This is a genomic window from Amycolatopsis endophytica (assembly GCF_013410405.1).
Lineage (GTDB): Bacteria > Actinomycetota > Actinomycetes > Mycobacteriales > Pseudonocardiaceae > Amycolatopsis_E > Amycolatopsis_E endophytica.
Map to the genome: position 1 here is coordinate 684,215 of NZ_JACCFK010000001.1, position 22,210 is coordinate 706,424.

The 22,210-nt window shown below is 66.6% G+C and carries 14 protein-coding genes, 3 rRNA genes and 1 pseudogene; 3 read left to right on the plus strand and 15 right to left on the minus strand.

The features are described 5' to 3' along the window. Positions 1 to 60: 60 nt before the first annotated feature. From HNR02_RS03345 to HNR02_RS03360, 4 genes are all read right to left on the minus strand, one after another. Positions 61 to 1,146, minus strand: coding sequence for a class I SAM-dependent methyltransferase (locus HNR02_RS03345; RefSeq protein WP_179771754.1), 1,086 nt, complete (start codon positions 1,144 to 1,146; stop codon positions 61 to 63). Positions 1,147 to 2,133: 987 nt separating this feature from the next. Next, complete coding sequence (locus HNR02_RS03350) at positions 2,134 to 2,538, minus strand: WhiB family transcriptional regulator (RefSeq protein ID WP_246338488.1); 405 nt, start codon at positions 2,536 to 2,538, stop codon at positions 2,134 to 2,136. 118 nt (positions 2,539 to 2,656) lie between these two features. Beyond that, positions 2,657 to 2,896, minus strand: a complete 240-nt coding sequence (locus tag HNR02_RS03355) for a hypothetical protein (protein ID WP_179771755.1) — start codon at positions 2,894 to 2,896, stop codon at positions 2,657 to 2,659. A 199-nt stretch (positions 2,897 to 3,095) separates the two neighbouring features. Then, positions 3,096 to 5,159, minus strand: coding sequence for an ATP-dependent DNA helicase UvrD2 (locus HNR02_RS03360; protein WP_179775674.1), 2,064 nt, complete (start codon positions 5,157 to 5,159; stop codon positions 3,096 to 3,098). 80 nt (positions 5,160 to 5,239) lie between these two features. Between HNR02_RS03360 and HNR02_RS03365 the strand changes: the two genes are divergently transcribed. Continuing rightward, a complete protein-coding gene (locus HNR02_RS03365) occupies positions 5,240 to 5,971 on the plus strand; it encodes a DUF4191 domain-containing protein (RefSeq protein ID WP_179771756.1) in 732 nt (243 codons plus the stop codon). A 51-nt stretch (positions 5,972 to 6,022) separates the two neighbouring features. Here HNR02_RS03365 and HNR02_RS03370 read toward each other — a convergent pair whose 3' ends face one another. Next, positions 6,023 to 6,496 (minus strand): RDD family protein, encoded by a 474-nt coding sequence (locus HNR02_RS03370; protein ID WP_179771757.1) that lies wholly within the window; start codon positions 6,494 to 6,496, stop codon positions 6,023 to 6,025. 173 nt (positions 6,497 to 6,669) lie between these two features. On the opposite strand from HNR02_RS03370, the gene glnA reads away from it, so the two are divergent. Continuing rightward, positions 6,670 to 8,094 carry a type I glutamate--ammonia ligase gene (gene glnA, locus HNR02_RS03375; RefSeq protein ID WP_179771758.1) on the plus strand — a complete coding sequence of 475 codons (1,425 nt, stop codon included), beginning with the start codon at positions 6,670 to 6,672 and terminating at the stop codon, positions 8,092 to 8,094. A gap of 64 nt (positions 8,095 to 8,158) precedes the next feature. On the opposite strand, the gene HNR02_RS03380 is transcribed toward glnA, so the two are convergent. The 4 genes and pseudogenes from HNR02_RS03380 to HNR02_RS03395 form a co-directional block, all read right to left on the minus strand. After that, positions 8,159 to 8,962 (minus strand): ABC transporter ATP-binding protein, encoded by an 804-nt coding sequence (locus HNR02_RS03380; RefSeq protein ID WP_179771759.1) that lies wholly within the window; start codon positions 8,960 to 8,962, stop codon positions 8,159 to 8,161. Next, the gene (locus tag HNR02_RS03385) at positions 8,962 to 9,747 is read right to left on the minus strand and encodes an ABC transporter permease (RefSeq protein WP_179771760.1); all 786 of its coding nucleotides are present in this window, start codon (positions 9,745 to 9,747) and stop codon (positions 8,962 to 8,964) included. The genes HNR02_RS03380 and HNR02_RS03385 overlap by 1 nt, the downstream gene beginning before the upstream one ends. Further along, positions 9,744 to 10,559 (minus strand): ABC transporter permease, encoded by an 816-nt coding sequence (locus tag HNR02_RS03390; protein ID WP_218902628.1) that lies wholly within the window; start codon positions 10,557 to 10,559, stop codon positions 9,744 to 9,746. The genes HNR02_RS03385 and HNR02_RS03390 overlap by 4 nt, the downstream gene beginning before the upstream one ends. 214 nt (positions 10,560 to 10,773) lie before the next feature. Then, positions 10,774 to 11,592 (minus strand): annotated as a pseudogene (locus HNR02_RS03395) (ABC transporter substrate-binding protein); the annotation flags it as partial. Between the two features lie 139 nt (positions 11,593 to 11,731). On the opposite strand from HNR02_RS03395, the gene HNR02_RS03400 reads away from it, so the two are divergent. After that, complete coding sequence (locus tag HNR02_RS03400) at positions 11,732 to 12,385, plus strand: GntR family transcriptional regulator (RefSeq protein ID WP_312860890.1); 654 nt, start codon at positions 11,732 to 11,734, stop codon at positions 12,383 to 12,385. A 4-nt stretch (positions 12,386 to 12,389) separates the two neighbouring features. Here HNR02_RS03400 and HNR02_RS03405 read toward each other — a convergent pair whose 3' ends face one another. From HNR02_RS03405 to HNR02_RS03430, 6 genes are all read right to left on the minus strand, one after another. After that, on the minus strand, positions 12,390 to 12,815 hold the full coding sequence (locus tag HNR02_RS03405) for an acyl-CoA thioesterase (RefSeq protein WP_179771762.1): 426 nt from the start codon (positions 12,813 to 12,815) through the stop codon (positions 12,390 to 12,392). Positions 12,816 to 12,877: 62 nt separating this feature from the next. Next, complete coding sequence (locus HNR02_RS03410) at positions 12,878 to 15,856, minus strand: bifunctional [glutamine synthetase] adenylyltransferase/[glutamine synthetase]-adenylyl-L-tyrosine phosphorylase (protein ID WP_179771763.1); 2,979 nt, start codon at positions 15,854 to 15,856, stop codon at positions 12,878 to 12,880. 40 nt (positions 15,857 to 15,896) lie between these two features. Next, complete coding sequence (locus tag HNR02_RS03415; RefSeq protein WP_179771764.1) at positions 15,897 to 16,646, minus strand: type 1 glutamine amidotransferase; 750 nt, start codon at positions 16,644 to 16,646, stop codon at positions 15,897 to 15,899. Between the two features lie 85 nt (positions 16,647 to 16,731). Continuing rightward, positions 16,732 to 16,848, minus strand: a 5S ribosomal RNA gene (gene rrf / locus HNR02_RS03420). A gap of 69 nt (positions 16,849 to 16,917) precedes the next feature. Further along, positions 16,918 to 20,041, minus strand: a 23S ribosomal RNA gene (locus tag HNR02_RS03425). Positions 20,042 to 20,323: 282 nt separating this feature from the next. Beyond that, positions 20,324 to 21,843: ribosomal RNA gene (locus HNR02_RS03430) — 16S ribosomal RNA — on the minus strand. The 16S, 23S and 5S rRNA genes sit together here, the layout of an rRNA operon. Between the last annotated feature and the right edge of the window lie 367 nt (positions 21,844 to 22,210).

A 22,210-nucleotide genomic window follows, 5' to 3' on the forward strand; every position in this document is an offset into this window, starting at 1 on the left:
CGACCGGATCTTCGTCCGACTTTCGGTGCGCCCCACACCGAGAGCACACGACGGGCTCGGTCACGGGAGAAATCCGAGGTGGACGGTCCGCGCACCGAGCACGTAGACATCGTCCCGAAGGCCGAGGTACGCCGGATCCACGGGATCGAGCAGGACACGCAGGGCGTCCCGATCCTCCTGCGTGACTAGTTCGTCGACGGTCGAGCCCAACCAGGCGATGTGCTGGACGACGTAGTCGCGGACGGCCGCATCCAGTGGCGCAGGGAAGTCGACAAGGCGACTGAAGGACGCGGTCCGCTCCAGCCCCGCCTTACCGAGCGCCAGGTTCCAGCCATAGGGCATTCGGACGGCATCTGCCATCCCAGCGCGCATCTGTCCGAACCAGTGATCCCGAGCCGCGAGCAGGCGGCGTTCGAGCCCCGGGGTGCCGACGCCCAGGTCCCAGGGCAGGCAGTGAGTGGGCGGGCTCCCCTCGACCAGGGCGAGCATGCCGCCCGGTTTGAGGGCGCTGACGAGACCGGCGACGCCGGCTTGCTGATCAGGGAGGTGATGCACCATCGAAGCGGCCCACACGAGATCCGCGCGCGGCACGACTTGATCGAGTGCCACGGATGCGACATCCGCTAGCACGCTGTCGATCTCGACCGTCGCCAGTGCTGTGGGCGCGGCGCCTGGTCCGGGGTGCCCGCGTCCGACAGTCGCGGCTGCGGCGGCGCCGTCGATCTCCGCGCGCGCCTGCTCGACCTCGGCCTGCTCCGTGCCGAGCGAGACCGACGCCGAGGGTGCGACCGAGACGCCCGGCGAGTCCGAGAGCGCAGAGACCGCCTCCGCAGGGGGACCGGTCGCCTCGGCGGCGGGAGCCTGCTCGATCGCGACCCGCGCAGCGGTGCAGGCGACATCGAGCAGCTCCGGTACGGCGTCGACCAGCACGAGTTGCCCACCACCATGGCGCGCGAGCGCGACGGCGAACGCGGCGCTCATCCCGCCGGCTCCACTACCCGCATCGACGATGACCGGCGTTGGGCCGAGCTGCTCGACCAGCCGTGCGGCGATCTCCTCGTGGATCGGCGCGTGCAACTCGTCGGCGCGGCGCAGGGCCGTGATCCGCCCGGCCCAGTCGATGTCGTCATGCGTGTGCGCGGCCATACCCGCCATTCAAACACCGGAGGTGAAAACACGCCGAAGCTTCCGCGATGAGCAGCCGCCACTCGACGCCGGCCCGAATCGCTGAGGACGCGCCTGTTTGAGCAACAGCGGAGCCGCTTGGTGGGGGCAGGAGCGTTCAGGCTGCGCTGCCGCACGTGCAATCGCTTGCGGACCGACCGCGGCCGGAGAGCGGTGCGGCGGCCCAGCCACGCCGCCAGCGTGGCCGTAAACAGGAGCGCGGCCGCGCGGGCAAACGTGGCAACGCGGGCAACGTGGCAGCGCGGGCAACGCGGCAACGCAGCACCGCGGCAACACGGTCAACGCGGCAATACGGCAACGCAGCACCGCGGCAACGCGGCACTGGGGCAACGCGGCACTGCGGCAACGTCAGCACGGGCTCACGTGCCCGACCAGTCAGCTCTCGGTGCGGCGGCAGCGCGCCTCATTTCGGAGCGGGCCTCGTTTCGCGAACGTGGCTCGAAGAGGGGGTAGCCGGCGAGGGTGACGCAACTTGGCTTCCCGCGATCACGACCGATCGCCAGCGTCAGCCGGCGATCGGTCGGGTATGACGGCGGTCGGGTCCTGCACTACGGGCAACCACCGGTCGGCCCCTGGCGCCAGTTCAGGCCGGTGATCGTCGAGCCGACAGCCAGGCGCGCCCGGCGCCGCCCGGCTGTGACCATCGAACAGGCACGGTGATCACGCCAGACGACACCAGGCGGCACCCGGCGACCGGTCAGGGGCGGTGACGTCCGGCGCGTTGGGAGGCCCATCGGGCGATTCGGTCCCAACGGCGGGCCGCCCTGGGGTTGCCGCGCGGCAGCCGCGGGCGGACGTCGTCGTGCAGAGATTGTATTCGGGCTCTCGCCAGTTCTTCGTTGAGCAACATTCGGATGGTCTCCTTGGTCATGGGCGCGACCCCGGCGCGGGGACGCGGCGTGCTCGGATGCTTCGTCCAGCTCACCGGGACGAAAGGGGCTTCAGTACTCATGCGGCTGCACTCTGCTGGTCAGTGCGGTTGCGGCGCTCGAGGCGCTTGTCCGCGACGGGCGTTTCCACCGGGTTCTTACGAGGGCGTCCCCGCGGGCGCTTCCGCGCGACCACGGCACCGCGCTCGAAGATCTCGCCTCCCCAAACCCCCCAGGGCTCCCGCCGGGCGAGCGCGCCGGACAGGCACGCACTCCGGATCGGGCAGTCGGCGCACCGGCTTTTGGCCAGTTCCAGATCCGCCGGTGACTCCGCGAACCACAGGTCGGCGTCGCCCGACCTGCAGGGCAGGTCCGCCTCCGGCGAGGCCACGGCATCGAAAAGCTCACCGATCCCGGATCCCGAGAGGGCGGCGAGTGCGTCGGGTAACGCCTTCTCTGACGCGAAGGCGGTTGCCGATGACATTCCCGTTCTCCTTTGTGTAGTAACGGTTCTTCGGTTGTGAGGTGGGTACAAAAACACGAGGGCCGCGGATCCGAAACTCGGTTCCGCGGCCCTCGTGAGACCTTGCTCTGACTTGTGGTCAGAGTCTGAGCTCCGGAGGAGCCTGCGGAACATGGAGTCGGGTCTGCTGCTTGACGGCCGGGAAGTACGCCGGCTTGACGGCGGACACACCGGTCCCCTGAACACGGTCACGCAGCCGGGCGAGAATCGGCAGTTCGGTGCCGACCAGCACGGCACCCCAGCCATTCGCGCGCGCCATCGCCGAGCGGGCGAAGGGCAGAGCGGTGCCGGGGTTCGTGACCGTCGTCGAAATGTTCACGTTCCAGCACCTCCTCTCTCGACCTTCGCTCATCGCCGGCGGGCGATGAGGCCTTGCGCTCGCGGGCACTTCTCACCCGCTCCTGCAGGCTATTCGCCCTGCCCAGCGCCGTGCAACTCATTTTTCGCAGAACTTTCCCCAGCGACGAAGATCGTCCCCATGCAGCGGTTCCGCCGCGCGAAGCCGCCCTCCGGCGCGGTCAACCGTGCTCGCCGCGGACGACCGCCAGCACGTCGTCCCCGAACCGCTGCACCTTCGTCGGCCCGATACCCGAAATCGCCACCAGCCCGCGCTCATCGTCCGGCCGCTGCTCGGCGATCGCCACCAACGTCGCGTCCGTGAACACCACGAACGGCGGCACCCGCAGCTCCCGCGCCCGCCCGGCACGCCACTCCTTCAACCGGTCCAGCAGACCCTCGTCCAGATCGGACGGGCACCGCGCGCACCGCCCGAGCTTGACCTCCAGCGTGTTCGCCAGCTGCTCACCACACATCCGGCAACACGGCTTCGTCCGGGTGGCCTGCTGACGTCGCGGCACCCGCGCCGCCGGGTGCTCCTCCGGGATCAGCCCGTACAGGAACCGGCTCCGCCGCCGGTGCCGCCGCCCACCAGGGTGCCGCGACAGCGACCACGACAACCACAGGTGCTCCCGCGCCCGCGTCACTCCGACGTAGAACAGCCGCCGCTCCTCCTCGATCGCGGCCTCGTCCCCGTCCGCGTGCTGGATCGGCATCGTGCCCTCCGCCAGCCCGACGAGGAACACCGCGTCCCACTCCAAGCCCTTCGCCGCGTGCAGCGACGCCAGCGTGACGCCCTCGACCGTCGGCGGGTGCTGTGCCGCCGCGCGCTGCTCCAGCTCCGCGACATACCGGCCGATCGACGCGCCCTCGACACTCGACGCCAGCTCCTCGGCCAGCTCGACCAGCGCCAGCAGCGCGTCCCACCGCTCCCTCGCCGCGCCGCCCGACGGCGGCTGCTCGGTCAGCCCGACCCGCGCCAGCACCGACCGGACCGTCGTCACCAGATCGGACGACGGCGGATCACCCGCCGCCGTGCGCAGCGCCATCACCGCCTGCCGGATTTCCCGCCGCTCGAAGAACCGCTCGCCGCCGCGCACGAGGTAGGGCACTTCGAGATCGGTCAGCGCCTGCTCGAAGACCTCCGACTGGGCGTTGATCCGGTAGAGGACCGCGATCTCGCTCGCCGGAACCCCGGAGTCGAGCAGCTGCCGCACGCGCCCCGCGACCGCGCCGGCCTCCGTCGGCTCGTCCTCGAACTCCCCGAACCGCGGCTGCGGACCGGACGGCCGCTGCCCGGTCAGCTTCAGCCGTGATCCCGCCGGACGTCCACGCGCCGCGCCGATCACCTTGTTCGCCAGCTCCACGACCTGCGGCGTCGAGCGATAGTCGCGCTCCAGCCGGACGACCGTGGCCTCCGGGAACCGCCGGGTGAAGTCCAGCAGCGGCCGCGGCGACGCCCCGCCGAACGAATAGATGGTCTGGTTCGCGTCGCCGACCACGGTGATGTCGTCCCGCCCGCCGAGCCACGCGTCGAGCAGGCGCTGCTGCAGCGGGGTGACGTCCTGGTACTCGTCGACCACGAAACACCGGTACCGGTCGCGGAACTCGCGCGCCACGTCCGCGTTGTCCTCCAGCGCCGCGGTGGTGTGCAGCAGGAGGTCGTCGAAGTCGAGCATCCGCGCCGCGTTCTTGACCTCTTCGTACTGGCGGTACACCTCGGCCACCTGTGCCGCCTGCATCGGCGTGTCCCGCTGCAGGCGGGCCGTCTGCGCCGGGTAGTCGTCGGGGCTGATCAGCGATGCCTTCGCCCATTCGATCTCGCTCGCCAGGTCCCGGAGGATGTCGGTGTCGCTGGTGACGCGCGAGCGCTGCGCCGCCTGGGCGACCAGCCGCAGCTTGCGGTCCAGCAGGTCCCACATCCGGTCGCCCACCACCCGTGGCCAGAAGTACCGCAGCTGGCGGCGCGCGGCCGCGTGGAACGTGAGTGCCTGTGCACCGTCGACCCCCAGCGACCGCAGCCGCGTCCGCATCTCACCCGCCGCGCGCGCGGTGAACGTGACTGCCAGCACCTGACCTGCGGAAACGTGCCCGGACGCGATCAGGTGCGCGATGCGGTGGGTGATTGTGCGGGTCTTGCCGGTGCCGGCACCGGCGAGGACGCAGACCGGACCGCGCGGGGCTGCTGCGGCGGCACGCTGCTCGGGGTCCAGCCCGTCCAACAGGCCCGTCGGGGACTTGGTCACAGGTGCGCTAGCCACCCCGGCATCCTCGCAGAGGGGACCGACAGGATCGCGCCGCCCTGCCCGGCCGTATCCTGGTTCATATGGCGGGAAAGCAGGACAAAGAGGCTGCCAAGCAGGCCAAGGCGGAACGGCGCGCCGCGGGCAAGGCCCGGCGCGGTCAGATCTGGGAAGCGTTCAAGATGCAGCGCCGCGACGACAAGGCGCTGCTGCCCTGGATGATCGGCGCGTTCCTGGTCGTGGCAGGCGTGTTCGTCGTGATCGGGCTACTGCTGGGCATGCTGTGGGTTCTGCTGCCGCTGGGCATCGTCCTCGGCGCGCTCGCCGCGGTGATCATCTTCGGCCGCCGGGTGCAGCGCAATGTGTTCGCGAAGGCCGACGGGCAGCCCGGAGCCGCGGGCTGGGCGCTGGACAACCTGCGCGGGCGCTGGAAGGTGACCCAGACGGTGGCCGCGACCACGCAGCTCGACGCCGTGCACCGGGTACTCGGCGGCCCTGGCGTGGTGCTCGTCGGTGAGGGCGCGCCGCACCGGGTGAAGAACCTGATCACGCAGGAGAAGAAGCGGGTGGCCCGCCTGGTGGGCGACACGCCGATCTACGAGGTCGTGGTCGGCAACGAGGAGGGCCAGGTCCCGCTGCGCCGCCTCTCGAACCACATGATGAAGCTGCCGCGCAACCTCCGCCCGCCGCAGGTCGACGCGCTGGAGGCCAAGCTCGCGGCGCTCGGCAACCGTGGTGGCGCGGCGCTGCCGAAGGGCCCGATGCCCCAGGGCGCGAAGATGCGCAGTGTGCAGCGTGTCATGAAGCGCCGCTGACCGGACACGGAAATGGCCCCGACCGCGTGGTCGGGGCCATTTTTTGTGCACTCAGCGGGTTCGGATGACCACGGTTCCGGTGGCCCGGTCGAGCCAGCTGCGGCCGTCGGCATTGCGGATCACCGCCGGAATGATCACGAACGTGAGCGCGCCCCGCACGATGGCCCGTGGCACACCGACCATCTGCGCGCCGTCCAGCCGGGCAACGCGGATTCCCACCGCCGCCATTCCGAGGGTGAATCCGAAGAACGACACCGGAATGACCGTGATGACCGCCCACACCGCGACCGACCACAGGTTGTAGGTCTGCATCGTGGCGGTGTCCTGCAGGTCGGGACGGATGAACAGCGACGTCAGCAACGAAGCGGCGACGAGGTCGAGCACCAGCGCGAGCAGGCGCGCTCCGCCCCTGGCGACCGATCCGCCGCCCTCCTCGGGCAGCCCGAGCCGTTCCCCTCGCCAGCGCGGCGGCTCTTCCGCGCCGGGACGGGGATCGGACAGCCACTCACCGGTCCATCTCGCCACCCGACCAGGGTATGCCGGTGGCGCACACCACGTTCGCCCTGGTCTGCTGGGGGATATCGCCCCGCCCGTTAACCTCCGCGAAACATACGGGTGACGGTCGGGCAACACCGCACTCTTAGCGTGAGCCGAAGAGAGTACTGCCACCGGCAATGCACATGAAGGAGTTACAGAGGGTGTCCACTACTCCAGACGATATCCAGCGTCTCATCGCGGATGAGAACGTGCAGTTCGTTGACGTTCGGTTCTGTGATCTGCCGGGTGTGATGCAGCACTTCACCGTTCCCGCGAAGGCGTTCGACGCCGACGCGTTCGAAGAGGGCCTCGCTTTCGACGGTTCCTCGGTGCGCGGCTTCCAGTCGATCCACGAATCGGACATGCTGCTGCTGCCGGACGCCGAGACGGCGCGGATCGACCCGTTCCGCAAGGAGAAGACCCTCTCCCTCAACTTCTTCGTGCACGACCCGTTCACCCGCGAGGCGTATAGCCGCGACCCGCGCAACATCGCGCGCAAGGCCGAGCAGTACATCGCCGAGTCGGGCGTCGCGGACACCGTGTTCTTCGGTGCGGAGGCCGAGTTCTACATCTTCGACTCGGTGCGCTTCAACTCCGCCGAGAACGGCTCCTTCCACGAGATCGACTCGGTCGAGGGCTGGTGGAACACCGGCCGCGAGGAAGAGGGCGGCAACCGCGGCTACAAGACTCGCTTCAAGGGCGGCTACTTCCCCGTCCCGCCGGTCGACCACTTCGCCGACCTGCGTGACGAGATCAGCCAGTCGCTGATCGGCTCCGGCTTCACCCTCGAGCGCGCGCACCACGAGGTGGGCACCGCGGGTCAGGCCGAAATCAACTACAAGTTCAACACGCTGCTGCACGCTGCCGATGACCTGCAGCTGTTCAAGTACATCGTGAAGAACACCGCGTGGAACGCGGGCAAGACCGCGACCTTCATGCCGAAGCCGCTGTTCGGTGACAACGGTTCCGGCATGCACTGCCACCAGTCGCTGTGGAAGGACGGCGCGCCGCTGTTCTACGACGAGTCCGGTTACGCCGGCCTGTCGGACATGGCTCGCCACTACATCGGCGGCATCCTGGCGCACGCGCCGAGCCTGCTGGCCTTCACCAACCCGACGGTGAACTCCTACCACCGCCTGGTACCGGGCTACGAGGCGCCGGTCAGCCTGGTGTACTCGCAGCGCAACCGCTCGGCGTGCGTCCGCATCCCGATCACCGGCAGCAACGCGAAGGCCAAGCGCATCGAGTTCCGCTGCCCGGACTCGTCCGGCAACCCGTACCTGGCCTTCGCCGCCATGATGATGGCCGGCCTGGACGGCATCAAGAACAAGATCGAGCCCGCGGAGCCGATCGACAAGGACCTCTACGAGCTGCCGCCGGAGGAGGCCAAGGATGTCAAGCAGGTCCCGGCAGACCTGGGCACCGTGCTCGACAACCTGGAGGCGGACCACGACTTCCTCACCGAGGGCGGCGTGTTCACCCCGGACGTCATCGACACCTGGATCTCGCTGAAGCGCGAGACCGAGATCGACCCGCTGCGGCTGCGCCCGCACCCGTACGAGTTCGCGCTGTACTACGACGTGTGATCTCGTAACAACCCTGAGCGCGCCGGCGGCGAGGAGCGGAAAACGCCCTCGCCGTCGGCGTTCGTTATTCGCCGGGCCGGTACCCCTGCTTCGCCTGCTGGATGCGCTCGTACACGTGCGCGCGCAGTTCGGCGAACTTCGGGGTGGACCGCGTCGACAGCTGGTCGCGTTCGTCGGGCAGGTCGACCGGCACGTCTTCGAGTACCACCGTGGGCCGGTCGGACAGCACCAGCACGCGGCGGCCGAGGTAGATCGCCTCGTCGATGTCGTGGGTGACGAACAGGATGGTCACCCCGAGGCGGTGCCACAGGGAGCGGACGAGGTCTTCGAGTTCGGCGCGGGTCTGGGCGTCCACGGCGGCGAACGGCTCGTCCATCAGCAGCACCGTCGGTTCGTAGGCGATGGCGCGTGCGATGGCGACCCGTTGTTGCATGCCACCGGAAAGCTGCCACGGATGCTTGGCCGCGCTGTCCGCGAGCCCGACCGCCTCCAGCGCCTCGTCCACCTTCGCCGCGCGAGCGGCGCGCGGAACCTTCTTCTCCTTCAACGGGAGTTCGACGTTCTGCCGCACGGTCATCCACGGGAACAGGCTGCGCCCGTACTCCTGGAAGACCACCGCCATCCCCTCCGGGGGTCCGGTCACCTTCGTGCCGTCGAGGACCACCTGGCCGCCGGTGAGGTCGAGCAGGCCGGCGATGCAGCGCAGCAACGTGGTCTTGCCGGCGCCGGAAGGGCCGACCACACAGAGGAATTCGCCGCGCGGGACCTGGAAGGTCAGCGTCCGCACGGCTTCCACGTCGTCCCCGTGCCCACGGTAGACCTTGTGCAGGTCGCGGACGTCGAGGGCGACTTCGTCCGTACCAGGCATCAGTTCTCCTTCTCGGCCCGGCGCAGGCCGCGGTACCACGCGAGCGCCCGGTGCTCGACGACACGGAACAGGACGGAAAGCACCACGCCGAGCAGGCCGAGCAGGATGATGCCCGTCCACATCTGCGGGATCGCGAAGCTCCGCTGGAACTGCACGATCGACGCGCCGAGGCCGCGGTTGGCGCCGAACAGCTCGCTGATCACCATGAGGATCACCCCGATGGACAGCGCCTGTCGCGCGCCGGCGGCGATCTGCGGGCTCGCCCCGTGCATCACCACGCGCACCAGGCGGGTGCGGGCGCGGAACCGGTAGGAGCGCGCGGTGTCGAGCAGTACCTCGTCCAGTCCGCGTACGCCCTCCACGGTGTTGAGCAGAATCGGCCACAGGCAGCCGAGTGTGATCGTAACGATTTTCGGGACCACGCCGGTGAATCCGGTGAACAACGCGATGATCGGGACCAGCACCGGCGGCGGGATCGCGCGGAAGAACTCCAGCACCGGTTCGCACAGCGCGCGCACCGTGCGGGACAGCCCGATCACCGTGCCCGCCAGCACCCCGACGACCAGCGCCAGGAGGTAGCCGGCGAGGAGGTTCCCGAGGCTGGGCAGTACGTCCCCGGTCCACTTGTCCGCCGTCCACGTCTCGCCGAACGCCTCGACGATGTCGGTCAGGGGCGGCCAGAAGTAGTTTTCGCTGCCCGCACTGGCGAACCACCACACGATCACGAGGATGACCGGCAGCGCCAGTGCGAAGGCGATCTGTTTCGCCACGCTCCGAAGGCTCATCCGACGTCCTTCCGTACCGAACTGTGCCAGCGCAGCACCCGCCGTTCGACGAGGCGCGCCAGCACGTTGACCGCGACACCCACCAGCCCGACCACGATGACCAGCGCGTACGTCAGCGGCACCGCACCGGAACTCTGCGCCACCCCGATGTCGCGGCCGAGGCCGGGCACGCCGATGATCAACTCAGCGGTGATCTCCAGGATCAACGCGACCGCGGCGGCCAGCCGGAAACCCGTGACCACGTAGGGCAGGGCGGTCGGCCAGATCACCGTGCGGATCATCGACCAGCGGGAGAACCGGTACGAGCGCGCGGTGTCGCGCACGACCGGATCGACGTCGGCGACCCCGTACAGCACCTGGACGAGCACCTGCCAGAACGACGCGTACACGACCAGCACGAGCGCGGACTGCGGTTCGCTGCCGTAGATCAGCACCACCAGCGGGATGAGCGCCACCGACGGGATGGGCCGGAGGAACTCGATGGTGGACGCGGTCAGCGACCGCAGGAACGGGACGCTCCCGATGATCACCCCGACCACGGTGCCCGCCACCATGGAGAGGGCGAGCCCGGTCGCCCAGCCGAGCAGCGTCTGCCCGAAGGATGTCCAGAACGCCCCGTGCCCCAGCTCGGCCCCGAGCTCGCGGGCGATTTCGCTTGCCGGAGCGAGGAAACGCGCGTCGATGATGCCCGAGCGCGGCAGGATTTCCAGCAGTGCCACCACGATCACGAGCCCGGTGACACCGAGCACGGCGTCCCGGCCGCGGCGGATCGAAAACCCGCCGCGCCGGGATGTCGCGACGTCGGTCGTCAAGGCAGCAGCGCCTTGACGTCGGGGCGTTGGTCACCAGGCCGTCCTGCTGGGCGAGGGTGGCGAGCTTCTGCACCGCGTCGGCGTCGATGTTCGCCGTCCACCGGGGCAGGACCATCGCGGCCTGCACCTCCAGGGCGATCTTGGTGTAGCTGGCGAGGATCGCGCGCGCCTCGTCCGGGTGTTCCTGGGCGTAGGTCAGGGACGTCCGCATCGCGGCGGTGAACTGCTGGACCACCTGCGGGTTCTTCTGGATGTAGGACTGCGAGCTGAAATACATCCCGACCTCCAGGTCCGGGTCGGTGCCCGCGTAGTTGGACGCCACCTGGCGATCGCCCTGCCGGGTCGCGATGGTCAGGAACGGCTCCACGACCTGGCCCGCGTCGACGTCGCCCTTGGCCACCGCGGCGGCGATGTCCGGGAACGCCAGCTCCACGTACTGGATCCCCGACGGGTCACCGCCGGCCTGCCGGACGACCTCGTTGATCGTGGTGGTGTTGATGTTCTTCAACGTGTTGACCGCGACCTTCTTGCCCGCGAGGTCCGCCGCGGTCCTGATCGGGCTGTCGGGTTTGACGACGACGGCACCGAAGTCCTTGCCCTGCATGCCGGTGGAGGAGTTGCCGGAGCTGACGACCTTCACCGGCAGGCCCTGGGACTGGGCCAGCAGCAGCGACGTCGTGTTGCTGAAGCCGAACTGGAACTGCCCGCTCATCACGCCGGGCACGATCGCCGCACCACCCTGCGCAGTCTCCAGTGTCAGGTCGAGGTGCTGCTCCTTGAAGAACCCCTTGCTGACTCCGAGGTAGATGGGCGCCACGTCGACGATCGAGATGACACCGACCTTGAGCGCCGTGTCGCCCTCGGCGTTGGTGGTCGACGTGCCGCCACCGCCGCCGCAGGCTGTCGCGGTCACGGCCAGCGCGAGCGCGGCCGCCGCGGCGATCACGCGTCGCGCGAGTGGGCCGCGGCTGAGGAACCGGTGCACATGGTGACGCAGGTTACAGCGATTGTGAACAATTGTGAAGCCAATCATGATCACAAAAATCCGCAAGATCCTCGCCGGTCACTCAGGAAAACCCCACGTCACCCGACCGGATGCTCCGACAAGTAACGATGTTGTGCACAATTTCGTTCGCGTTTACGCTCACCGGACACGGCACCGAGGAGCCCACGTGAGCACCAGCACGAGCGCGGCGGGGCCCGGCGACGTGGCCGAGCGGATCAGGACCGCCATCGTCGCCGGTGACTTCGCCCCTGGCCAGCGGCTCGTCGAGGCGGAGCTGAGCGAGTTGTTCGGCACCACCCGCGGAGTGGTGCGCGCGGCCCTGGTCGACCTGAGCCACCAAGGCATCGTCGAGCGGATCGCGAACCGCGGCGCGCGGGTGCGCGAGGTGACACCGGCCGAGGCCATCGCGATCACCGAGGTGCGGATGGTGGTCGAAGGTCTGTGTGCGGCGAAAGCGGCCGAGCGGATCACCGACGCCGAGATCGCGGAGCTGCGTGAGCTGGGCCGGCGCATGGAGGACTCCGTGCGCTCCGGCGAGGTGATGACCTACTCCCAGCTCAACACCGCGCTGCACGACCGGATCCGGGACATCGCCGCGCAGGAGGTGGCCGCGGAGGTGCTGGTGAACCTGCGGGCCCGCAACGTGCGGCACGCCTTCCGGCTCGCGCTCCGCCCGGGACGTCCGCAGGTGTCGCTGCCCGAGCACCTGGCCATCATCGACGAGCTGTGCGCGCGCAGCCCGGAGGGCGCGGAACGCGCCGTCCGCCGTCACCTCGGCAGCGTGATCACCGCGCTGCGCGAGGCGGAAGCTTCCGGGTGAACGGCTATTCGGCTCCGAGGACAGACAGGTCGACGCCGGCGCGCTCGAAGCGGCCGCGCGGGTCCTCGACCAGCTTGCGCAGTTCGAGGTCCATCAGACCCAGCGTGGAGCTGATCTCGGCGGACAGGGTGCCGTCCGCCTTGTAGATGTTGTTCGTCATCTGGAAGGTCTTGCCGCTGCCGAACTTCGCCTCGCAGGCCACGTAGACGGTTTCACCGGCGCGGATCTCGCGGCGGAAGACGATGTGTGACTCCAGAAGCACCGGCGAGACGTTCTCCTCGCGGAGCTTCGCGCTACCCGCCCGGTCCATCGCCTCGATGCGGGCGACCTCCCCGTACGAGTGGTAGACGGCGTGGTTGAGGTGGCCGAGCGTGTCCAGCTCGTAGTGCCTGACCTTGATCTCCACCCGGAACGGTTCGCGCTGAGTCACCGATTCACTGTAAGGCCGCCTTCCACGTCGACGAGTGCCCGCGCCGTGGGAGATTCGCCACGTCAGACTTCGTAGAAGAGCCTCTCGACGATGGCGTGCGCCCGCCGGGTGGTGCGGCGGTAGGAGTCGAGGAACTCACCGGGATCGTCGTCGGCGCTCTGACCGAGGATCCGGGCCACCGCGGCCAGGTCACGGCCGGAACCGGGAACCTGGTCGACCGCCTTGCCGCGAACCAGCATCGCGGCGTTGCGCACCCGGGTCGCGAGCAGCCACGCCTCGGTGAGCGAGGCCGTGTCCTCGACGTCGGCCAGACCCGCTTCGGCCAGCGCGGCGAGCGCCCGCGGCGTCGAGGTGGTGCGCAGGTCCGGGACCTCGAAAGCGTGCCGGAGCTGGAACAGTTGCACGGTCCATTCGACGTCGGCCAGACCACCGCGACCCAGTTTGGTGTGCAACGTCGGGTCCGCGCCCCGTGGCATCCGTTCGGTGTCGACCCGCGCCTTCATCCGCCGCACCTCGCGCGCGCGGCCGTCGTCGAGCCCGCCGCCGGGGTAGCGGATCGGATCGATCATCTCGATGAAACGCTCCCCCAGGTCCTCGTCACCGGCGATGAACCGGGCCCGCAGCAGAGCCTGGCTCTCCCACACCTCGCCCCAGCGCGCGTAGTAGGCACGGTAGGAGTCGAGCGTGCGTACCAGCGGCCCGCCGCGGCCCTCGGGCCGCAGGTCGGCGTCGACCTGGAGGGGCGGATCGGCGCTCGGCGCGCCGAGCATCTTGCGGACGGTCTCCGCGACCGACGACGCGTACCGCACGGCCTCGCCGTCGGACACCCCCTCGGCCGGTTCACAGACGAACAGGACGTCGGCGTCGGAGCCGTAGCCGAGTTCCGCGCCGCCGAGCCTGCCCATGCCGATGACGGCCAGCTTCGCCGCTTCCCCGCCGAGCTCCGCGGTGCGCTTGCGGATCGCCGCGGACAGGGCACTCTGCAGAACGGCGACCCACACCGACGACAGCGCCTCGCACACCTCGCGGACATCCAGCAGACCCAGCAGATCCGCCGCGGCCACCCGCAGAACCTCGTGACGCCGCAACGATCGCGCGGCCGCCACGGCGGCGTTGAGTCCCGGCTGCCTGCGCACGGTCGCCCGCAACGACTTCGCCACCTCCGCCGGCGCGCGACCGGCGAGCCGGGCCGGGTCACCGAGGAGCTGCAGCACCTCCGGTGCGCGCACGAGCAGGTCCGGCACCAGTTTCGAGGTGCCGAGCAGCAACGCCAGCCGCTCGACGACCGCGCCCTCGTCGCGCAGCACCCGCAGGTACCACGGGGTGCCCTCCAGCGCTTCGGACACCTTCCGGTACGCGAGCAGGCCCCCGTCCGGGTCGGGGGTGTCGGCCAGCAGGTCCAGCAGTACGGGCAGCAGCGCCTTCTGGATCGAGGCGCGGCGGGAAACCCCGGCGGTGAGGGCCCGGATGTGCTGCAGCGCGCCGTCGGGTGCCCCGTAGCCGAGCGCGGCGAGTCGTTGCGCCGCCTGCTTCGTGGTCAGGCGGAGGTCCTCTGTGGACACGTTCGCGACGGACTGCAGCAGCGGGCGGTAGAACAGCTTTTCGTGCAGCCGCCGGATGCGCTGGACATGGCGGCGGAACTCGACCAGGAGGATGTCGCCCTCACCGCGGCTCATCTCCGGGCGGATGCCGATCGACCGCCCGAGCACGCGCAGCTCGGCGGAGTCGTTCGCGTCGGGGAACAGGTGGGTGCGGCGCAGGCGGCGCAGCTGCAACCGGTGCTCGACGGTGCGCAGGAACTCGTAGGACGTCTCCAGTTCGGTGGCGTCACTGCGTCCCACGTAGCCGCCGGCGCCGAGGGCAGCCAGCGCCTCGACGGTGGACGCCGAGCGGAGCCGGGAATCGGCGCGGCCGTGGACGAGCTGGAGCAGCTGGACCGCGAACTCGACGTCACGCAGACCGCCGCGGCCGAGTTTGAGTTCCCGCTCCGCCAGCTCGGACGGGACGTGCCCCTCGACGCGCCGGCGCATCTGCTGGACGTCGGCGACGAAGTTCTCCCGCTCCGCGGCCGCCCAGACCATCGACGTGACCATTTCGGCGTACTGGTCGCCGAGTTCCCGGTCGCCCGCGACCGGGCGGGCCTTGAGGAGTGCCTGGAATTCCCACGTCCGTGCCCACTTCTCGTAGTACGCGGTGTGACCCTCCAGGGTGCGGACGAGCGCTCCGGCCTTGCCCTCGGGGCGCAGCGCGGCGTCGACCTCGAAACACGCCTTGCCGACGGCGCGCATCATGGTGCTCGCGAGGCGGGTGGCGAGCTGAAGATCGCCCTCACCGACGAAGACGACGTCGACGTCGCTGACGTAGTTGAGTTCGTGGCCGCCGCACTTGCCCATCGCGATGACGGAGAGCCGGGTGTCCCCCAGCCCGTCCGGGGCGAGTTCGGTCCGCGCGATCTCGAGACCGGTGATGAGCGCGGCCTCGGCGAGGAGCGTGAGCTGTTGCGCGACCTGGGCGTAGCGGGGCCGGTCGAGACTGGTCTCGACGAGGTGACCGAGGTCCGTGCCCGCGATCTCCAGGAGCAGGCCCCGGTAGCCGGCTCGCAAAGCCGTTTCGGCCTCGGCGCCGGTGTGGACCTTCTCGCCGTGACGGACGGCGTCCCGTAGAGCGTCGGCGTAGCAGGCGGCCTCGGTGCACTGGTCGGCGGTGAGCCGCTTCCACTCGTCCGGGTGGCCGACGAGGAAGTCGCCGAGCGCGCTCGACGTACCCAGAACAGCGACGAGTCTGCCCCGCAAGATCTTGTTGTCCCGCAGCGCTGTCGCCAGTTCGGGCCAGCCCTGCTCGTCGGCTTCGCGGATGCGGTCGAGGCTGCGTAGCGCCAAGTCCGGATCGGCACTGCGGGACAGCGCGACGAGGACGTTCCGGGCTTCGGGATCGGGTCCGGCGTCGGTCCACCAACCTGCCGCGCGAAGTTGTTCCTCTGCCCGGTCGTCGGTGAAGCCATAGCGCGCTGGGGACGCCGCCCCTCGTGACTGGTCTGCCATCAGCGTCCACCGTATCCGTTGTCGGGCGGGATGTTCTCGTTCAAGTCAGCGGAAGTGACGGCGGCGGCGCGACTTCGAGCGCGCCGTTGGCCAGCTGCACGAACCTGGCCGCGAACGGGCGCCAGGTTTCCTCGAGGTCGGCGTGGTTGCGGTCGAGGGTTTCGGTGTCGAAGGCGCTCGGCGGGCGGGTGGCCGCGATCTCGGGCGCCTCGTCCGCCCAGGTCTGGACGATCTGCGTGGTGGTCTCGATGTGGAACTGGACGGCGTAGGCGCAGCGGTGCAGGCGGAACGCCTGGTTCTGGTACCGGGGTGCGGAGGCGAGCAGGACGGCGCCACCGGGGAGCCGGGTGATGGTGTCGGTGTGGAAGTGCATGACGTCCTGCATGAGGGGCAGGTCCGCGAAGAGCGGGTCGCTCCAGGCGGCGTCCTTCTTGGCGACGAGGGACGCCCCGACCTCGGGTCCGGCCTCGCCGGTTTCGACTCGTCCACCGGTGGCGACGGCAAGGAGCTGCGCGCCGAGGCAGATCGCGAGGGTAGGCACGTTGGTGCGGGCGGCGGTCGCGAGGAGCCCCCGGACGTCGGCGAGCCACGGGTGCTGGGTGTCGTCCTCGGCGCCCATGCCGCCGCCCAGGCAGATCACCCCTTGATGATCGTCGAGTGTGGCGGGGAGTGGGTCTTCGGGCAGTCGGCGGATGTCCAGTTCGGCGCCCGCCTCGGTGAGCCAGTCGCCGAGGGGCCCTACCGGGTCGGTGGGATCGGGTTGCAGGACCAGGAGGCGTGCCGTCGTCATTCAGTCAGGATAAGGGCATAAAAAAAGCCCGAGGCCCCGGGAGAACTGTGACGGTTCTCGACCGGGGCCTCGGGTGTGAGATTGTGTTCGGCGGTGTCCTACTCTCCCACACCCGCGGGGGTGCAGTACCATCGGCGCTGGCAGGCTTAGCTTCCGGGTTCGGAATGGGACCGGGCGTTTCCCTGCCGCCATGACCACCGAAACTCTATGAAACAACCACACAACCACGGTGTGGTGTTTCAGAGTTGCAGAGCGGATGCGTAGCAGCTTTGTGGGCAAGTCCTCGGCCTATTAGTACCAGTCCACTCAAAAACACATTACTGTGCGTCCATGTCTGGCCTATCAACCCAATCGTCTCTTGGGGGCCTTAACCCACAAAGGGGTGGGAGACCTCATCTAGGAACAGGCTTCCCGCTTAGATGCCTTCAGCGGTTATCCCTTCCGAACGTAGCCAACCAGCCATGCCACTGGCGTGACAACTGGCATACCAGAGGTTCGTCCGTCCCGGTCCTCTCGTACTAGGGACAGCCTTCCTCAAGTCTCCTACGCGCGCGGCGGATAGGGACCGAACTGTCTCACGACGTTCTAAACCCAGCTCGCGTGCCGCTTTAATGGGCGAACAGCCCAACCCTTGGGACCTACTCCGGCCCCAGGATGCGACGAGCCGACATCGAGGTGCCAAACCATGCCGTCGATATGGACTCTTGGGCAAGATCAGCCTGTTATCCCCGGGGTACCTTTTATCCGTTGAGCGACATCCCTTCCACCAGGAGATGCCGGATCACTAGTCCCTACTTTCGTACCTGCTCGACCTGTCAGTCTCACAGTCAAGCTCCCTTGTGCACTTACACTCAACACCTGATTGCCAACCAGGCTGAGGGAACCTTTGGGCGCCTCCGTTACTCTTTGGGAGGCAACCGCCCCAGTTAAACTACCCACCAGGCACTGTCCCTGAACCCGATCAGGGTCCTAAGTTAGATTCCCAATCCGACCAGAGTGGTATTTCAACAACGACTCCACCAACACTAGCGTGCCAGCTTCACAGTCTCCCACCTATCCTACACAAGCCGAACCGAAAACCAATACCAAGCTATAGTAAAGGTCCCGGGGTCTTTCCGTCCTGCCGCGCGTAACGAGCATCTTTACTCGTAGTGCAATTTCACCGGGCCTGTGGTTGAGACAGCCGGAAAGTCGTTACGCCATTCGTGCAGGTCGGAACTTACCCGACAAGGAATTTCGCTACCTTAGGATGGTTATAGTTACCACCGCCGTTTACTGGCGCTTAAATTCTCAGCTTCGCCCCACAAGGGAGCTAACCGGTCCTCTTAACGTTCCAGCACCGGGCAGGCGTCAGTCCATATACCTCGTCTTACGACTTCGCATGGACCTGTGTTTTTAGTAAACAGTCGCTTTCCGCTGGTCTCTGCGGCCAACTCACCCTAGCCCGCACGGGGCTTCAAGTGCTTTGGCCCCCCTTCTCCCGAAGTTACGGGGGCATTTTGCCGAGTTCCTTAACCACAGTTCACCCGACCGCCTTAGTATTCTCTACCTGACCACCTGTGTCGGTTTGGGGTACGGGCCGCACATGTTCTCGCTAGAGGCTTTTCTCGGCAGCAGAGGATCACCCTACTTCGCCTCAACGGCTACGCATCACGTCTCAGACTCCATGAGTGACGGATTTACCTACCACTCGTCCTACACGCTTACACCAGTACAACCACTCACTGGCGGAGCTACCTTCCTGCGTCACCCCATCGCTTGACTACTACTGGTTCAGGCTCCACGCTCACCGCCCTTGGCCCGAAGGCCGCCGACAGCTCGGGTGGTTAGTATCACCAGCCTCGTCATGGGCGAACATACGCGGGTACGGGAATATCAACCCGTTGTCCATCGACTACGCCTGTCGGCCTCGCCTTAGGTCCCGACTTACCCTGGGCAGATTAACTTGACCCAGGAACCCTTGGTCATCCGGCGGCAGAGTTTCCCACTCTGCATTCGCTACTCATGCCTGCATTCTCACTCCCACACCCTCCACGACTCGCTTCCACGGCCGCTTCCCTGGATGCAGGACGCTCCCCTACCCAACAACACCACTACACACCACTCCCGAAGAGTGATGCGGATGTATCTGTGTCATTGACACGGCTTCGGCGGTGTACTTCAGCCCCGCTACATTATCGGCGCAGGACCACTTGACCAGTGAGCTATTACGCACTCTTTCAAGGATGGCTGCTTCTAAGCCAACCTCCTGGTTGTCTCGGCGACCCCACATCCTTTCCCACTAAGCACACACTTAGGGGCCTTAGCCGGTGTTCTGGGCTGTTTCCCTCTCGACGACGAAGCTTATCCCCCGCCGTCTCACTGCCGCACTCTCACGTGATGGTATTCGGAGTTTGGTTGACTTCGGTAACCCGGTAAGGCCCCTAGGCCATCCAGTAGCTCTACCCCCACCACGAAACATGCGACGCTGCACCTAAATGCATTTCGGGGAGAACCAGCTATCACGGAGTTTGATTGGCCTTTCACCCCTACCCACAACTCATCCCCCAGGTTTTCAACCCTGGTGGGTTCGGCCCTCCACACCGTCTTACCGGCGCTTCAGCCTGGCCATGGGTAGATCACTCCGCTTCGGGTCTAGACCACGCGACTCCATCGCCCTCTTCAGACTCGCTTTCGCTACGGCTACCCCACACGGGTTAACCTCGCCACGCAGCACTAACTCGCAGGCTCATTCTTCAAAAGGCACGCCATCACAAAACATAATGTTTGCTCTGACGGCTTGTAGGCACACGGTTTCAGGTACTCTTTCACTCCCCTCCCGGGGTACTTTTCATCTTTCCCTCACGGTACTCGTCCGCTATCGGTCACCAGGAAGTATTTAGGCTTACCGAGTGGTCCCGGCAGATTCACAGCAAATTCCACGAGCTCGCTGCTACTCGGGAACACCACCACACCACACCAACACAGCTTTCGCGTACGGGACTCTCACCCACTCCGGTCCACCATCCCAGGTGATTCCACTAGCCATGCAGTAACTGATGCCAGAAGTGTCAGCTTCTGGAAGGCAGGTCCCACAACCCCGCACACACAACCCCTGACAGGTATCACATGCGCACGGTTTAGCCTCCTCCGCTTTCGCTCGCCACTACTCACGGAATCACTAAAGTGTTTTCTCTTCCTACGGGTACTGAGATGTTTCACTTCCCCGCGTTCCCTCCACACCAGCTATATATTCACCGGCGGGTAACACCTCATAACAGGTGCTGGGTTTCCCCATTCGGACACCCTCGGATCACAGCTCGGTTGACAGCTCCCCGAGGCTTATCGCAGCCTCCCACGTCCTTCATCGGCTCCTGATGCCAAGACATCCACCATGTGCCCTTAACAACTTGACCACAAAGATGCTCGCATCCACTCTGCAATTCTCAAACACCACACCCAGAAACAACACACCGTGTTGCCTCAGGACCCAACAGCGTATCAACAAGCACCCACCATCCGGTCTCGATGACTCCGTTCCACGCCGTTGCCGGCAGTACTAGACAGTCACCTCCACCTTCCGATGAGCATCAAACCAGTCGTCCACAATTCCTTGAGCAACCGAGCAGCACCACAGTCGGGCACTAGACTCAGCCACTCCACCCGCCAGGGGCGGGTGGATGTGTTGTGCTCCTTAGAAAGGAGGTGATCCAGCCGCACCTTCCGGTACGGCTACCTTGTTACGACTTCGTCCCAATCGCCAGTCCCACCTTCGACCACTCCCTCCCACAAGGGGTTGGGCCATGGGCTTCGGGTGTTACCGACTTTCATGACGTGACGGGCGGTGTGTACAAGGCCCGGGAACGTATTCACCGCAGCGTTGCTGATCTGCGATTACTAGCGACTCCGACTTCACGCAGTCGAGTTGCAGACTGCGATCCGAACTGAGACCGGCTTTAAGGGATTCGCTCCACCTCACGGTATCGCAGCCCTCTGTACCAGCCATTGTAGCATGTGTGAAGCCCTGGACATAAGGGGCATGATGACTTGACGTCATCCCCACCTTCCTCCGAGTTGACCCCGGCAGTCTCCCGCGAGTCCCCGCCATTACGCGCTGGCAACACAGGACAAGGGTTGCGCTCGTTGCGGGACTTAACCCAACATCTCACGACACGAGCTGACGACAGCCATGCACCACCTGCACACCGGCCACAAGGGGGCCGACATCTCTGCCGGTTTCCAATGCATGTCAAGCCCAGGTAAGGTTCTTCGCGTTGCATCGAATTAATCCACATGCTCCGCCGCTTGTGCGGGCCCCCGTCAATTCCTTTGAGTTTTAGCCTTGCGGCCGTACTCCCCAGGCGGGGCGCTTAATGCGTTAGCTACGGCACGGACAACGTGGAAGTCGCCCACACCTAGCGCCCAACGTTTACAGCGTGGACTACCAGGGTATCTAATCCTGTTCGCTCCCCACGCTTTCGCTCCTCAGCGTCAGTATCGGCCCAGAGACCCGCCTTCGCCACCGGTGTTCCTCCTGATATCTGCGCATTTCACCGCTACACCAGGAATTCCAGTCTCCCCTACCGAACTCAAGCCTGCCCGTATCCACTGCAGGTCCGGAGTTAAGCCCCGGATTTTCACAGCAGACGCGACAAGCCGCCTACGAGCTCTTTACGCCCAATAATTCCGGACAACGCTTGCACCCTACGTATTACCGCGGCTGCTGGCACGTAGTTAGCCGGTGCTTCTTCTCCAGGTACCGTCACTTGCGCTTCGTCCCTGGCGAAAGAGGTTTACAACCCGAAGGCCGTCATCCCTCACGCGGCGTCGCTGCATCAGGCTTCCGCCCATTGTGCAATATTCCCCACTGCTGCCTCCCGTAGGAGTCTGGGCCGTGTCTCAGTCCCAGTGTGGCCGGACACCCTCTCAGGCCGGCTACCCGTCGTCGCCTTGGTAGGCCATCACCCCACCAACAAGCTGATAGGCCGCGGGCCCATCCCGTACCGCCGAAACTTTCCACCCAGAACCATGCGGAACTGAGTCATATTCGGTATTAGACCCCGTTTCCAGGGCTTATCCCAAAGTACAGGGCAGGTTACCCACGTGTTACTCACCCGTTCGCCACTCATCCACACCCGAAGATGCTTCAGCGTTCGACTTGCATGTGTTAAGCACGCCGCCAGCGTTCGTCCTGAGCCAGGATCAAACTCTCCAACAATGTCAGAAAATCAAACCCAGCTATACATGATAGCCTCAAAGGAACCCACAAAGGGTTCTAACTCATCAACTGGCTTTTAGCTCATCAATACACTGTTGAGTTCTCAAACAACACGAAGCTGCCGCTTCTTTCAAGCTTTGTTGTGCTCACGGAGGGCGTCAGCAACCCTACTGGTTTAGTAGTAGTAGTTGGCGACCCACCCGCGAGCCGACCAAGAACTTTACCCGGTTCGGTTCGCGGTGTCAACCCGCCCGACCCTGGTCCCGTCCGCCGGGGCTTTTCGGCCCCGTCGGCCCGGTCTCCCTGGCGACGAAGAGAAGATTACATGCCCTGGAACCCCCCTGAAACAGGGGGGTCCGTTAAGTGC